The 13679-nt window shown below is 61.2% G+C and carries 14 protein-coding genes; 4 read left to right on the forward strand and 10 right to left on the reverse strand.

From position 1 onward, the window contains the following. Position 1 precedes the first annotated feature (1 nt). The gene (lpdA, locus tag V6F91_RS23785) at positions 2-1375 is read left to right on the forward strand and encodes a dihydrolipoyl dehydrogenase (protein WP_332768747.1); all 1374 of its coding nucleotides are present in this window, start codon (positions 2-4) and stop codon (positions 1373-1375) included. A 224-nt stretch (positions 1376-1599) separates the two neighbouring features. Then, on the forward strand, positions 1600-2619 hold the full coding sequence (locus V6F91_RS23790; RefSeq protein ID WP_041476992.1) for a branched-chain amino acid aminotransferase: 1020 nt from the start codon (positions 1600-1602) through the stop codon (positions 2617-2619). 208 nt (positions 2620-2827) lie between these two features. On the opposite strand, the gene V6F91_RS23795 is transcribed toward V6F91_RS23790, so the two are convergent. The 6 genes from V6F91_RS23795 to V6F91_RS23820 all read right to left on the reverse strand — a co-directional run bounded on the left by V6F91_RS23795 (position 2828) and on the right by V6F91_RS23820 (position 8398). After that, the gene (locus V6F91_RS23795) at positions 2828-3718 is read right to left on the reverse strand and encodes a TIGR03915 family putative DNA repair protein (protein ID WP_332768750.1); all 891 of its coding nucleotides are present in this window, start codon (positions 3716-3718) and stop codon (positions 2828-2830) included. Then, positions 3715-4935: a putative DNA modification/repair radical SAM protein gene (locus V6F91_RS23800; RefSeq protein WP_203421651.1), complete on the reverse strand. Its 1221-nt coding sequence runs from the start codon at positions 4933-4935 to the stop codon at positions 3715-3717. The genes V6F91_RS23795 and V6F91_RS23800 overlap by 4 nt, the downstream gene beginning before the upstream one ends. A 176-nt stretch (positions 4936-5111) precedes the next feature. After that, positions 5112-6032, reverse strand: coding sequence for a CDF family Co(II)/Ni(II) efflux transporter DmeF (gene dmeF, locus V6F91_RS23805; RefSeq protein ID WP_332768932.1), 921 nt, complete (start codon positions 6030-6032; stop codon positions 5112-5114). Between the two features lie 11 nt (positions 6033-6043). Then, the gene (locus V6F91_RS23810; RefSeq protein ID WP_332768753.1) at positions 6044-6319 is read right to left on the reverse strand and encodes a metal/formaldehyde-sensitive transcriptional repressor; all 276 of its coding nucleotides are present in this window, start codon (positions 6317-6319) and stop codon (positions 6044-6046) included. Between the two features lie 156 nt (positions 6320-6475). Beyond that, positions 6476-7795 carry an Nramp family divalent metal transporter gene (locus V6F91_RS23815; protein WP_332768755.1) on the reverse strand — a complete coding sequence of 440 codons (1320 nt, stop codon included), beginning with the start codon at positions 7793-7795 and terminating at the stop codon, positions 6476-6478. 63 nt (positions 7796-7858) lie between these two features. Then, complete coding sequence (locus tag V6F91_RS23820) at positions 7859-8398, reverse strand: chalcone isomerase family protein (RefSeq protein WP_332768757.1); 540 nt, start codon at positions 8396-8398, stop codon at positions 7859-7861. Between the two features lie 147 nt (positions 8399-8545). Here V6F91_RS23820 and V6F91_RS23825 point away from each other — a divergent pair, with 147 nt between their 5' ends. Then, entirely contained in the window at positions 8546-9325 is a 780-nt protein-coding gene (locus V6F91_RS23825) for a hypothetical protein (RefSeq protein ID WP_332768759.1), read from the forward strand. A gap of 84 nt (positions 9326-9409) precedes the next feature. Next, a complete protein-coding gene (locus V6F91_RS23830) occupies positions 9410-9967 on the forward strand; it encodes a hypothetical protein (RefSeq protein WP_332768761.1) in 558 nt (185 codons plus the stop codon). Here V6F91_RS23830 and V6F91_RS23835 read toward each other — a convergent pair. The 4 genes from V6F91_RS23835 to V6F91_RS23850 form a co-directional block, all read right to left on the reverse strand. Then, the gene (locus tag V6F91_RS23835) at positions 9957-10673 is read right to left on the reverse strand and encodes an alpha/beta hydrolase (RefSeq protein ID WP_332768763.1); all 717 of its coding nucleotides are present in this window, start codon (positions 10671-10673) and stop codon (positions 9957-9959) included. The two genes, V6F91_RS23830 and V6F91_RS23835, sit on opposite strands and share 11 nt — an antisense overlap. Before the next feature lie 181 nt (positions 10674-10854). Further along, positions 10855-11967 (reverse strand): succinylglutamate desuccinylase/aspartoacylase family protein, encoded by a 1113-nt coding sequence (locus V6F91_RS23840; RefSeq protein ID WP_332768765.1) that lies wholly within the window; start codon positions 11965-11967, stop codon positions 10855-10857. 203 nt (positions 11968-12170) lie between these two features. After that, a complete protein-coding gene (locus tag V6F91_RS23845) occupies positions 12171-12950 on the reverse strand; it encodes an ABC transporter substrate-binding protein (RefSeq protein WP_258448764.1) in 780 nt (259 codons plus the stop codon). A gap of 244 nt (positions 12951-13194) precedes the next feature. Beyond that, positions 13195-13623 carry a rhodanese-like domain-containing protein gene (locus V6F91_RS23850; protein WP_332768772.1) on the reverse strand — a complete coding sequence of 143 codons (429 nt, stop codon included), beginning with the start codon at positions 13621-13623 and terminating at the stop codon, positions 13195-13197. Positions 13624-13679: the final 56 nt, after the last annotated feature.

Here is a 13679-nt window from a genome sequence, read left to right on the forward strand (position 1 = left end):
CATGCAATCTCTGAACACCACGCTGCTGATCATCGGCGGCGGCCCAGGCGGTTACGTCACGGCGATTCGCGCCGGGCAACTGGGCATCCCAACGATTCTGGTCGAAGGCCAGGCGCTGGGCGGCACTTGCCTGAATATCGGCTGCATTCCGTCGAAAGCGCTGATCCACGTCGCCGAACAGTTTCACCAGACGCAACATCACAGCCAGCATTCGGCGCTGGGCATCAGCGTTTCCGCGCCGACCCTCGACATCAGCAAGAGCGTCGAGTGGAAGGACGGCATCGTTGATCGCCTGACCACCGGCGTTGCCGCGCTGCTGAAGAAGCACAAGGTTCAAGTCATCAATGGCTGGGCGACAATCATCGACGGCAAAACCGTTGATGTGGGCGACACGCGCATCCATTGCGAACATCTGGTACTGGCCACCGGATCGACCAGCGTCAATCTGCCGATCCTGCCGATTGGCGGGCCGATCATCTCCTCCACCGAAGCGCTGACGCCGAAGTCGGTGCCCAAACGCCTGATCGTGGTCGGCGGCGGTTACATCGGTCTGGAACTGGGCATCGCTTATCGCAAGCTCGGCGCCGAGGTCAGCGTGGTCGAGGCGCAGGATCGCATCCTGCCCGCCTACGACGCGGAACTGACGCAACCGGTGCACGAGGCGCTGAAGCAGCTGGGCGTGAAGCTGTACCTCAAGCACAGCGTCTCGGGTTTCGACGGCACGTTGCAGGTGCGCGATCCTGACGGCGCAACCCTGAACCTGGAAACCGATCAGGTGCTGGTTGCGGTGGGGCGCAAACCGAACACCCAGGGCTTCAACCTTGAAGCGTTGAATCTGGACATGAACGGCACGGCAATCAAGATCGACAGCCGTTGCCAGACCAGCATGCGCAACGTCTACGCCATCGGCGACCTGAGCGGCGAGCCGATGCTGGCGCACCGTGCCATGGCGCAGGGTGAAATGGTCGCCGAACTGATCAGCGGCAAGAGCCGAGAGTTCAACCCCACCGCCATCGCCGCCGTGTGCTTCACCGACCCGGAACTGGTGGTGGTCGGCAAGACTCCCGATGAAGCCAAGGCTGCGGGACTGGACTGCATCGTTTCCAGCTTCCCGTTCGCTGCCAATGGCCGGGCGATGACCCTGGAATCGAAAAGCGGTTTTGTCCGCGTAGTCGCCCGTCGCGACAATCATCTGATTGTCGGCTGGCAAGCGGTGGGCGTTGGTGTGTCGGAGTTGTCGACGGCGTTCGCGCAAAGCCTGGAAATGGGCGCGCGTCTGGAAGACATCGGCGGCACCATCCATGCGCACCCGACGCTGGGTGAAGCGGTGCAGGAAGCGGCGTTGCGTGCTCTTGGGCATGCTTTGCATCTATAGACAGTGGCGGCCCCTTCGCGAGCAGGCTCGCTCCCACATTTGAAATGCGTTCGACCTGTGGGAGCGAGCCTGCTCGCGAATTCCTGAAGCTGACGCGGTCTATCTGTCGCTCATCCGATAGTCCGGGCTGCGAAACCGCTCAAGAATGAAGTATTGTTGTGCCCATCCAAAAAACGTCAGAAGCCTTGAACCGTTTCGGCGGTTGTTCAGTGATAGAGGGTGTCATGGGTAACGAGAGCATCAATTGGGACAAGCTGGGTTTTGATTACATCAAGACCGACAAACGCTATTTGTCGTACTTTCGCGATGGCGAGTGGGACAAAGGCACCCTGACCGAAGACAACGTGCTGCACATCAGCGAAGGCTCGACGGCTCTTCACTATGGCCAGCAATGCTTCGAAGGCATGAAGGCCTATCGTTGCAAGGACGGTTCGATCAACCTGTTCCGCCCGGACCAGAACGCCCTGCGCATGCAGCGCAGCTGTGCACGTCTGCTGATGCCGACGGTAGACACCGAGCAGTTCATCGAAGCCTGTAAAGCCGTGGTTCGCGCCAACGAGCGTTTCATCCCGCCTTACGGCACTGGCGGCGCGCTGTACCTGCGTCCGTTCGTGATTGGCGTCGGTGACAATATCGGCGTGCGTACCGCGCCCGAGTTCATCTTCTCGATTTTCTGCATCCCGGTTGGCGCCTACTTCAAGGGCGGCCTGACCCCGCACAACTTCCAGATCTCCAGCTACGACCGTGCCGCCCCACAAGGCACTGGCGCCGCCAAGGTCGGTGGCAACTACGCCGCCAGCCTGATGCCGGGCTCGAAAGCCAAGAAAGCCAACTTCGCCGACGCGATCTACCTGGACCCGATGACCCACACCAAGATCGAAGAAGTCGGCTCGGCCAACTTCTTCGGGATCACTCACGACAACAAGTTCGTCACCCCGAACTCGCCGTCGGTGCTGCCGGGCATCACCCGCCTGTCGCTGATCGAACTGGCGAAATCGCGTCTGGGCCTGGAAGTGGTCGAAGGCGACGTGCTGATCGACAAACTGGCGGACTTCAAGGAAGCCGGCGCTTGCGGCACCGCTGCCGTGATCACCCCGATTGGCGGCATCAGCTACAACGACCATCTGCACGTGTTCCACAGTGAAACCGAAGTCGGCCCGGTGACGCAGAAGCTCTACAAAGAGCTGACCGGCGTGCAGACCGGCGACATCGAAGCGCCAGCGGGCTGGATCGTCAAGGTTTGATTTGACGGTTGCTGATGTTGAAAAAGCCCTCCGCCGAGTGATTGGTAGGGGGCTTTTTTTTTATTGAGCTCGACCGATATTTCTGTGTCGTGCTGGCGATCCTCGCCCCCTCACCCCAGCCCTCTCCCCCAAGGGGGCGAGGGGGAAAGGGAGCCGATCGTTGGGCTTTTCAAAACCTGAGTTCGACTCGATAGTTCAGGTCGATGAATCAAGTCCGAACACCTCGGTCAGTCCCCTCTCCCTCTGGGAGAGGGTTAGGGTGAGGGTTTGCTACTGGCTTTTTTAGCGCAATCCGCTTACCCGACCGCTCCGCAATCCCACTCGCCTGCCCATCCCCCTGCTTGCCCATCCGCGCCTGCGTAATCAGCCCGGGGATCAATTCCCCCTCCGGCAGATTCTTCCAGAACCGCACCGGCAAATGCCCTTGCATGACTTTTGGGTTCAACCGCGCCGGATTGAAGATGTGGCTGTAATAGGTCAGCCACAAATCACCATGGGGATCGTCAACATTCTGCGCCAATTGCTGCCATTCCACCGGACATTGGCGCTGATGGATCAGTTGCTCGCCATCGTAATAAACCCCGTCCAGCGGCGTGGCGATCAGCCAGCGATGGCGGCCCATGCGCCCGATGAAGTGCGCGCTGGCGCTGTGCAGAACGTCGTGAGCCGGTTCATGCCACGCCACGTATTCGGGGCCGGCGCTGTCTTTGGGCCGTTCGATAAAGCGCACAAACGCATGCAGGTGATGGGCTTCACGACTCACCTGTTTGATCCGCCGCTGCAACTCGCTGCCGAGTTTGTCGCCGGCCATCATCGCGGTACGGTCGCCGTGGCTGACGCGCCACAACACTTCGTACAGCAAACTCCAGCGCTGATCACCGCGATAGCGCGAGGCCTGTTCCAGTGTGTCGAGCAACGTTCGCGGAATGCGCGCCTGAAACGGTCCCTGCCCTTCGGGCACCGGCTCGTCATTGGCAAACAGATCACCCACGCCCTGCGAGGCCCAGCTCACCAGACTCGGGTCGATTTCATGGCTGAGCAGCCAGCGCGCCTGCTGGCGCCAGGTATCGAACAGGTCGTCGCAATCGAGATTGATCATCCCCACAACCCCATCTGCTGCGGCATCGGCCGGTCGCGCAATTGCTGATAGAGCATGTGGCTGGTGACTTCGGCCTGCTGCGGATGGTAGTCGCTAGTGATGATGAACGGCTTGGCCTTGGCCAACACGCAGCGCATGCGCGCGACGTCTTCGTAGCGGATGCGTCGCTGTCGGCGCAACTCGACCAGTCGTTCAGTGGTGCGCAGGCCGATGCCGGGAATGCGCGCGATCAATGAGGCCTCGGCGCGATTCAGATCCAGCGGGAACACCTCACGATTCTGCAGCGCCCAGGCCAGTTTCGGGTCGATGTCGAGCGCCAGATTGCCCGGCCCCTTGAGCAGTTCGTCCGCGCTGTAGCCATAACTGCGCAACAGGAAATCAGCCTGATACAAACGGTGCTCGCGCATCAGCGGTGGCGCGGCTAATGGCACGCTTTTCGGACTGTCGGGGATCGGGCTGAACGCCGAGTAATAAACCCGGCGCAGGCGGAAATTGCCATACAAGGATTGAGCACTGTGCAGGATGGTGCTGTCGTCGGTGTCATCGGCACCGACAATCAATTGCGTGCTCTGCCCGGCCGGGGCGAACTTCGGCGCGCGTGGCTCGTTGAGCACGGTCTGCACCCCGGTGTAGATGGTATTCATCGCTTGCTTGATCGAACCGATATCCTTCTCCGGCGCCAATGTTTGCAGACTGGCATCGGTGGGCAGTTCGATATTGACACTCAGGCGATCGGCATAACGCCCCGCTTCCGCGATCAGCGCCGGATCGGCCTCGGGAATGGTCTTGAGATGGATGTAACCGCGAAACTCATGCTCCTCGCGCAACAGCTTCGCCACCCGCACCAGTTGCTCCATGGTGTAGTCCGCCGAGCGGATGATGCCGGAGCTGAGAAACAGCCCGCTGACGCAGTTGCGCCGGTAGAAATCCATCGTCAGCGCCACGACTTCCTCGGGGGTGAACCGTGCGCGCGGCACATCGCTGGAACGGCGATTGACGCAGTATTGGCAATCGTAAAGACAGAAATTGGTGAGCAGGATTTTCAGCAGCGACACACAACGCCCGTCCGGCGTGTAGCTGTGGCAAATGCCCATGCCATCGGTCGAGCCCAGCCCGCTCTTGCCCTCTGAACTGCGCTTGGGCGCGCCACTGCTCGCGCAGGACGCGTCGTACTTGGCGGCGTCGGCGAGAATGCTCAGCTTGTCGATGATTTGCATGGTGCGGGCTCTTTACTGGGTGCATATACAGTATAGAGCCCGCGCACGCGGTTCAAGGCCCAGGTCGGCCTCTCGTCGGTCAGTCCGGCAGAAACCCCGGCGCTTTGGCGCCGCACCCTGCGAGATTGCCGGTGTGCGTGTCGCAGCGGGCGATGTGATTGTGCTGATACCCGACTTTAAACTTGGTGCAGCTCGACCGTCAGGTGTGCCAGCTCGTGCACCGCAGCCAACTGCTCGCGAACGGCGTCGGCAGTGACACCCGCTGCGGCCACGACGCTGACAATCGCTGCCCGCGATTGCGGGCCGACCTGCCAGACATGCAAATCACTGATACGCAGATCACCCGAGGCTTCCAGCAACTCGCGGATTTCAACGGCCACGGCTTCGTCGGTGGCATCAAGCAAGACCGCCGCGCTGTCACGCATCAAGTTATAGGCCCACTTGGCAATGACCACCGCACCGACGATACCGATCACCGGATCCAGCCAGACCCAACCCAGATAGCGCCCCGCCAGCAAGGCGGCAATCGCCAGCACTGACGTCAACGCATCGGCCAGCACGTGGACGTACGCCGAACGCAGGTTGTTGTCGTGATGGTGGTGATGATCGTGCGAGTGACCATGATGGTCATGGCCGTGATAGCCCATCAGCAGAAAGGCGCTGACCAGATTCACCGCCAGCCCGACGATGGCGATCACTGTGGCCTCACCGAATGCCACCGTGGTGGGCTGGAACAAGCGCAGGATCGATTCGCCGGCAATCCCCAGCGACACCAGGCCGAGCAACATGGCCGAGGCGAACCCGGCCAGATCGCCGACTTTGCCAGTACCGAAACTGTAACGGCTGTTGTGCGCATTGCGCCGGGCGAAACTGTAGGCTGCCGCGGCAATCCCCAATGCGCCAGCGTGGGTGGCCATATGGAAGCCGTCCGCCAGCAACGCCATGGACCCGGTCATGTAACCGGCGAAGATCTCACCGACCATCATCACCAAAGTCAGCGCCACCACCCACAAGGTGCGGCGCGCGTTTTCGTTATGCGACGCACCGAGAAACTGGTGGTCGTGGCGCAGGTGCTCAGCCTTGGGCGTCAGGCTCATGATGCGATCGCTCATTTGGAGTAACGACGGATGGCTTGCAGCAAATCTTCGGCGCCCTGGGCACGCGCTTCGTCACTAAGGTCAGGGTGGGCCACGTGTTCGCGCGTGTGCGCCTCAATGAACTGCTCCATCAGGCCATTGACCGCTCCGCGAATCGCTGCAACCAGATGCAGGGTCTTGGCGCAATCGGCATCGCCCACCAAGGCGCTCTCTACCGCTTGCACCTGCCCGGCAATGCGCCGAACGCGGTTGAGCAACTCGTCTTTGTGTTCATGAATGTGCGACATACCTATACCCCCTACCCCTATATTGCGCGCATGGTCGCAGATCATCCGGGAGGGAACAAGGTTGGCGCAAAGAAAAGAGACTGAAGGCCAATGCCGCGGCGTCACGTCGACAAATGCTCGCGCCGCCCCTTATGGAGAGAGTTGTCTGTCAGTGGCTCAAGCCGCCCACTGCAGAATCAGCCAGCTATTAGCCCCACTGATCACTACAAACAACCCCCACGCCAACACCCGCGTCGGCCAGCGATTTACAAACGGCCCCATGAGTTGCTTGTCATTGGTCATGCGGATCAACGGATACAAGGCAAACGGCAGTTGCAGGCTCAACACCACCTGACTCAGCACCAGCAGCTTGCCGATCGCGCCGTCGCCCAGCAGCCACACGCCGATGAACGCCGGAATCAGCGCCAGCCCTCGTGTGATCAACCGGCGCTGCCAGCACGGGATGCGCAGGTTCAGATAACCCTCCATGATCACCTGCCCGGCGATAGTGCCGGTGAACGTCGAGCTCTGCCCCGAGGCGAGCAGCGCCACGCCGAACAACACGCTGGCCAGCGCGCCGCCCACCAGCGGATCGAGCAAGTGATAGGCGTCCTGAATGTCCACCACCTCGGTATGCCCGGACTGGTGAAACGCCGCCGCTGCAAGGATCAGGATCGCCGCGTTGACCAGCAGCGCCAGCGCCAGTGAACCGATGGTGTCGATGCGCGCCAGTTTTACCGCGTCCTGCTTGCTCGCCAGGTCCTTGCCGATCATCCGTGTCTGCATGATCGAGGTGTGCAGATACAGGTTATGCGGCATCACCGTGGCGCCAAGAATGCCAATGGCCAGATACAACGGCGCGGCATCGCCGATCGCTGAAAGCGAGGGTTTGAAGCCTTGGGCGACGTCCGGCCAGTAGGGTTTGATCAACAGCAATTCGACGAAAAAACACACACCGATGGTCGCGACCAACACCAGCATGATCGCTTCCAGACGACGGAAGCCGCGATTCTGCAGGGCCAGCACCAGCAGCGTGTCGAACGCGGTCAGCGCGATGCCGAAGGTCAGCGAGCAACCGAGCAACAAGTGAAACGCCAGCGCGCAACCGAGCACTTCGGCAAGGTCGGTGGCGATGATCGAGATTTCCGCCAACACCCACTGCAAGCGCGCGGTCGGCGTGCTGTAACGCTCGCGCGACAGTTGCGCCAGATCGCGTCCGGTGGCGATGCCCAGCCGCGAACACAGACACTGCACGACCATCCCCGCCAGGCTTGCCAGCAGCACCACGAACAACAGGCTGTAACCAAACCGCGAGCCGGCCTCGATCGCCGTCGCCCAGTTGCCGGGGTCCATGTAGCCGATCGACACCAGCAGACCGGGGCCGGCAAAACGCAGTACACGTTTGAAGAACGAGGCAGAAGGGTCGACCGCAACACTGCCGGCCACTTCCGGCGGGCAAAACGGCGCGGTGGCGAGTTTGGGCAAGCTGAATTTCACGCACACATCCAGAAACAAGTCGAAAGGACGCAGCTTAGACGGTTCGCCCGGTGCGGTGGAAGGTCAAGGTTGGCGGGTGCCCAACAATTGCTCGCGCAGATCGGGATTGCGCGTACGCGGGTCGAGCCAGATGTCGAAAAACGCACGGGCGAATTGTGGATCGTCGATCTCGTGCTGCAAGCGCTGGCCGACAAAAAACCGCGCGCCCCGCCCTGGCAGATACACCCCGGTAATGCGTGTGCCGGACTGCACATCGACGAACGATTGCTCCATCTGCGCCTGCCAACCGGCCAGTTGCGCTGGGCTCACTCGATTACAGGACAGACGTTTGATCTCGTCAACGCTGGCCTGTACCAGATCATCGCGGGAAATCTTGCGACGGTAGATCAGCTCCAGCGCAAACGGCTGATCCGTGGCGAGCGGGCGCGACGCACTCCACAGCCGTGCATCGTAAACGTCGAAACCGAACACGCTGAACTCGCCGCTGCCAATGATCTGCGCACCCGGCACCGCGTCCTGCCAATTGGCCCAGGTCGGCGTCAGCAACAGCGCCCACAGGCCGATGCCACAGCAACCGCGGAGCATTTTTGAGGATTTGTTCATCGCACATCGCTTCCGGCCAGCCCTGACAGTCAGAGCATAGCTGTATTTGCTTTCACGTTTTTGTATACAGAAATTGCAAACATAGTCAGCAATCGCTTTGCCACGGTGCTAACGTGGCCTACCTGCATCTCGACGGGAGACACCTGCGTGCTGATCCTCAAACTGCTGCTGATTCCGGCCTTCCTTCTGCTGATCTCGCTGGCGGGCAAACGCTGGGGGCCGAGTGTGGCCGGATGGCTGTCGGGGTTGCCGGTGGTGGTCGGGCCGATTCTGTTTTTCCTCGCCATCGAACAGGGGCCGGAGTTTGCCGCGCAATCGGCGGTGGCGGCGTTATCGGCGATGTTTGCGATGATTGCCTTCTGCATCACCTACGCGCAGGTGGCACAACGGGCGAACTGGCCGTGGGCACTCGCGGCCTCGCTGGCCGCCTGGACCGTACTGGCGCTGCTGCTGTCACTGGTGCCGCCGTCGTTGCCGTTTTCGTTGGCGGCGGCGGCGATTGCGCTCCTGGCCTCGCCTTACTTGTTTCCGGAGGTGCAGCCGGTGCTGAACGGTCCTGCGCCAAAGTCCGACCGACTGGTCTGGCGCATGCTGGCCGGTGCCGCGCTGACGTTGGCGGTGACGATGCTGGCCAGCACCGTCGGCGAGCGCTGGAGCGGTTTGCTCGCGGTGTTCCCGGTGCTCGGCAGCGTGATGGCGGTGTTCTCGCAACAGACCCGCGGCCCGGCCTTCACCGCCGCGCTGTTGCGGGCGACGGCGACCGGCATGTATTCATTTTCCGCGTTCTGTCTGGTGTCGGCGCTGACCTTGCCGAGCCTCGGCCTGAACGGTTTCATCGTCGGAGTGGCGGTGTCGGTGTCGGTGGCCATGCTCGGGGTGACCAGAAAACTGCTGGCCCGGCCAGTGGCCAGAGCGCCGGCGCAGTAACCGCTCGGGCGAATCGGGCTGGAACGTGCGCCCTGCTCCGTGGGATCATCGCCCGCCTCGCGCGACCATCCCACGGAGATTCACATGTCATTGTTGAGCAAAAAAGCTGCCGTCCTGCTGCTGTCGGCGATTGCCGCTCTCGGCGCGATCAACGCACAAGCGGCCAAGGGAAAAGCCACCAGCGAGAAAGTCTCGCTGCTCGACGGCAAGTTCAGCTTCGTCCTGCCCAAAGGCTTCGTCGCCGACCCGCTGCCGCCAAGCCCGAGCGGCGCCAAGGGCACGATGTACACCAACCAGGCGACGAAAACCGTGGTCATCGCCGCTGAAAACCAGATTCCGCAAGGGCAGAACGTCAAGGACAACGACGGGCCGTTTCTCGACGGTGCCGTGTCCAGCTTCATCGAAGACCAGCGTAAAGCGCTGCCGGATTTCAACAAGCTCAGCGAAAAAAGCCTGACTCGCAAAGGCACCGGCCTCGGCTTGCGCCAAGTCGACAGCACTGCCACTCAGGGCGGCGGCCAGACCCTCAACACCACTTTGATGGCTGGCTCCGGGACGAAGATGGCGCTGGTGCAGGTGATCTCCCGCGCCAGCGACAAGCAAGGTCATGACGCGCTGATCAAGACCCTGCTCAAGGATTGAGCTGCTGCAGCCAGCCGTTCAGGTCGCGCAATTGGACCGGAGTGATGCTGTGGCCGATGCCGGGATAGGCATGAAACTGCGGTTTGTACCCGAGCTTCTGCAGTTGCGCGTTGGCTTCGGTGCCGAGGCGGTACGGCACCGGATTATCGGCGGTGCCGTGGCCGATGAAAATGTGCAGCGGCAGCGGGGGTTGATCGGCTTTCAACTCGCTTTTCAGCACCGGCAGCAAGCGTCCGCTCAACGCGGCAAACCCGCCGATGACCACGGGCGGCCGCAGCCCCACTTCGTAACTCATCATCGCGCCCTGGCTGAAGCCGATCAGGTACACCTTGTCCGGGGTCGTGTGATATTTGCCCGTGGCTTGAGTGATGAACTCACGCAGCTTCTGGCCACTGACCTTGAGATCATCGGTCTCGCCGTTGTAGGCGCCTTCGCCCTTTTTGCGAAACCACTGGTAACGCCCTTCACCCAGCGCCATCGGCGCCTGCACCGACAGGTAGTTGTACTGCGCCGGAAGCTGAAACTTCATACCGATCAGATCGGCTTCGTTACTGCCGTACCCGTGCAGGAAAATTACCAGCGGCCGCGGCTCGACATCGGGGTAAACCTGTTCGAGGTATTTGAGCGGCAGATCGGATTGCAGCGTGGTTTGCGCGTGCACGGCGGTGGATGCGAGCAGGGTCAGCAGAGCGAATATCTTCAACATTGCAGCGTTCCTTCACAGAGTGTCGGGTTCGGGGGGAGCCTAACATTCTGAGCCGGGTAACCAAATGCTCTGGAGTTGCTGATGGCCCCTTCGCGAGCAGGCTCGCTCCCACAGGAGAACGCATTCCAACTGTGGGAGCGAGCCTGCTCGCGAAGAGGCCGGTGAATCCGGCGCAAAACTGTCAGTCGTTGGTCAGCTTGCCAGTGCGAAACGGCACCCGCCCCGCCACTTTCGCCTGCCAGATCCCAGGCTCCGTATAGCGCCCGCGATCCAGCGCAAACAACACGCCGCTGGTGCCGGCGCGCACGATGCTGACGCGGTCCTGCAACGGGTCGACCACTTCGAACAAGGCGTCGCCCTTCTCTACCCATTCGCCGGCACTACGCAGGAAACTCACCACGCCATGGTGCGGTGCGAACAAATATTCGGTGCCTTCGAACGGCAGGCCTTCGCAACATGCACTTGGCGCCGCCGGCCATTCGCCGCTGATGAAACCCTGCTCGGCGAGAAAACCCAGAATCGCCTCGCAATTGGCCTGCGCCTGATCGACCCGGGTGTCGCCCATGCTACCCAGCTCCAGCGTGGTCGCCAGATTCGCCGCCGGAATAGCAGCCTGCGGAAACGCCCGTGCCAGACGCAACCACGGCGTCGAGCAGGATTCATCAAACGAGCTGCCACCGGAGTCTTCACACAACAGTGCTACGCCGGCCTGCAAGCGCGCTGCCAGCGATCGCCATTGCGGCCAGTGTTGCGGCAGTGCGTAGAGGTGAATCGCCGCATCGAAATCGCAATGCAGATCGAGGGTGATATCGGCGTCGCAGGCATGGCGCAGCAACAGCCGATGCAGCGCTTCCAGTTGCGAAGCCGGCGCCGGCAGCGCATCGAATACCTCGCCCATCGCCTTGCGGATCAGCGCGACGTTAGCCTCGGCATCCGTGCCCAACTGCTCGCCGACCAGCGCCGCAACCGGCGCGCTGAGTTCGACGAACGCGCGGTTGAAATTCTTGCCGCTGCCCAGCTCGAAACGGCCCATGTGCGCGCCTTGCACATGCTGATCGAGGCCGATCGGGTTGGCCACCGGCACCAGCTCGATCACGCCGTGCAAACGGCCCTGCTGCTCGAGTTGGTTAAGACGTTGCTTGAGCTCCCACGCGGTGCGCATGCCCGGCAATTCATCGGCGTGCAGGCTGGCCTGGATGTACACCTTGCGGCTGCCTGCGCCATAGCGAAACACGCTGAGAAAACGCTCACTGCCCAAGTGGCTCCAGGGCAGGGTGTGGTCGATGCGTTGCATGGGGAAACTCCTGAAATATGAGCGCGACACAAATCCCCTGTAGGAGTGAGCCTGCTCGCGATAGCGGTCTGTCAGTCAATGAAGATGTTGAATGATAAACCGCTATCGCGAGCAGGCTCACTCCTACAGGTTCTTCGTCGGTAGGAAGAAAGCACAAAAAAAGTGGCCTCCGCGCAAACGGGGCCACTTTTTTCTACGGCGTATTAATGGCCGTACACATCAAAGTCGAAGTACTTGTCCTGAACTTTCTTGTACTCGCCGTTGGCGCGGATTTCGGTGATGGCTTTGTTGAATTGCTCGGCCAGCGCGGTATCGCCCTTGCGCACCGCAATGCCCGCGCCGCCGCCGAAGTACTTGGCGTCTTCATAGGTCGGGCCGACGAACTCGAAGCCTTTGCCGGCGTCGGTTTTCAGGAAACCGTCGCTGAGGTTGACCGAGTCGGCCAGCATCGCGTCGATACGACCAGACACCATGTCGAGGTTGGCTTCCTGCTGCGAGCCGTAGCGCACCAGTTCGATCCCGGCCGGAACCAGCACTTCGGTGGCGTAGCGGTCGTGGGTACTGGCACGCAGCACGCCGACTTTCTTGCCCTTGAGCTCGGTCAGCGGGTCTTTCACGCCCGAGCCTGCCTTCATCACGAAGCGCGCCGGGGTGTGGTAGTACTTGATGGTGAAATCGACGTTTTTCTTGCGGTCGTCGGTGATGGTCATCGACGACAAAATCGCGTCGATCTTCTTCACTTTCAGCGCCGGGATCAGGCCATCGAATTCCTGCTCGACCCAGGTGCATTTGACCTGCATCTGCGCGCACAGCGCATCACCGATATCGACGTCGAAACCGGTGAGTTTGCCGTCAGGGGTTTTCATCGAGAATGGCGGGTAACCGGCTTCGATACCGATGCGGATCGGCTTGGCGTCGGCGGCCACGGCGGTCAGAGACAACATCGACAGTGCCAGGGCACCGAACATCACTAGCTTGTTCATTTATAACTCCTGTGTGCGGAGGCTTTTATTGGCAGCTTCAAGTCAGCGTTCGGTCCGGCCTTGGAACGGCAAAAACCGACGTGGCCGGCAGTCTATGGCGGCGCGCACAGGGCAAATTGTGTTTAAGCGACAAATACTTATGTAAGTTCGGCGCAGCGCTTGACCGGGGTCAAAGGCTGCGCCGTCGTGGTGCAAAGGCTGTAGGACAAGCGCCGTTTTTGCTCAGAATTGTTCTAAAAGTCCGTCAGCATTCGCAGGCGATCGGGGCCTTGGCCAGTTGTGCAACGCTCAGCACGAACCCTTCATCGAGCCAACCGGTGACACCGCCGATCATCTCCTTGACCGGGTAGCCGAGCGCCGCCAGTTTCACCGCAGCCTTGTTCGCACCGTTGCAATGCGGGCCGGCGCAATAGACCACGAACAGCGTGCTTTTTGGGTAGCTCGCCAGCTCGGTCGCGGTGAGCAAGCGCGTCGGGATATTGATCGCGCCCGGGACATGCCCGCGTTCGAACGCCAGCGGCCCGCGCACGTCCACCAGGACAAAGTCAACATCGCCGACCTCGTAGCTGCTGAACACGTCGGAACAATCGGTTTCGAAGGTCAGACGATTGCTGAAGTGCATCAGGGCAATCGCCGAGGGGGCGGCAGGAATGTCGCGAACCAGGCTGGTCATGGGTGTGGCTCCTTGCTTCTGTTCAGGGGTGAACAGACTTTATCGCCGGCCCGCTT

This window comes from Pseudomonas koreensis, assembly GCF_036668835.1.
In the GTDB taxonomy this organism is placed as follows: domain Bacteria; phylum Pseudomonadota; class Gammaproteobacteria; order Pseudomonadales; family Pseudomonadaceae; genus Aquipseudomonas; species Aquipseudomonas koreensis_I.

Excerpts from the sequence above, each read along its gene's own strand:
- V6F91_RS23800 (WP_203421651.1), bottom strand. The coding sequence starts at position 4,935 with ATGCAAATCATCGACAAGCTGAGCATTCTCGCCGACGCCGCCAAGTAC.
- V6F91_RS23830 (WP_332768761.1), top strand. The coding sequence starts at position 9,410 with ATGTCATTGTTGAGCAAAAAAGCTGCCGTCCTGCTGCTGTCGGCGATT.
- V6F91_RS23840 (WP_332768765.1), bottom strand. The coding sequence starts at position 11,967 with ATGCAACGCATCGACCACACCCTGCCCTGGAGCCACTTGGGCAGTGAG.
- V6F91_RS23835 (WP_332768763.1), bottom strand. The coding sequence starts at position 10,673 with ATGTTGAAGATATTCGCTCTGCTGACCCTGCTCGCATCCACCGCCGTG.
- V6F91_RS23795 (WP_332768750.1), bottom strand. The coding sequence starts at position 3,718 with ATGATCAATCTCGATTGCGACGACCTGTTCGATACCTGGCGCCAGCAG.
- dmeF (WP_332768932.1), bottom strand. The coding sequence starts at position 6,032 with ATGAGCCTGACGCCCAAGGCTGAGCACCTGCGCCACGACCACCAGTTT.
- V6F91_RS23820 (WP_332768757.1), bottom strand. The coding sequence starts at position 8,398 with ATGAACAAATCCTCAAAAATGCTCCGCGGTTGCTGTGGCATCGGCCTG.
- V6F91_RS23845 (WP_258448764.1), bottom strand. The coding sequence starts at position 12,950 with ATGAACAAGCTAGTGATGTTCGGTGCCCTGGCACTGTCGATGTTGTCT.
- lpdA (WP_332768747.1), top strand. The coding sequence starts at position 2 with ATGCAATCTCTGAACACCACGCTGCTGATCATCGGCGGCGGCCCAGGC.
- V6F91_RS23810 (WP_332768753.1), bottom strand. The coding sequence starts at position 6,319 with ATGTCGCACATTCATGAACACAAAGACGAGTTGCTCAACCGCGTTCGG.
- V6F91_RS23850 (WP_332768772.1), bottom strand. The coding sequence starts at position 13,623 with ATGACCAGCCTGGTTCGCGACATTCCTGCCGCCCCCTCGGCGATTGCC.
- V6F91_RS23790 (WP_041476992.1), top strand. The coding sequence starts at position 1,600 with ATGGGTAACGAGAGCATCAATTGGGACAAGCTGGGTTTTGATTACATC.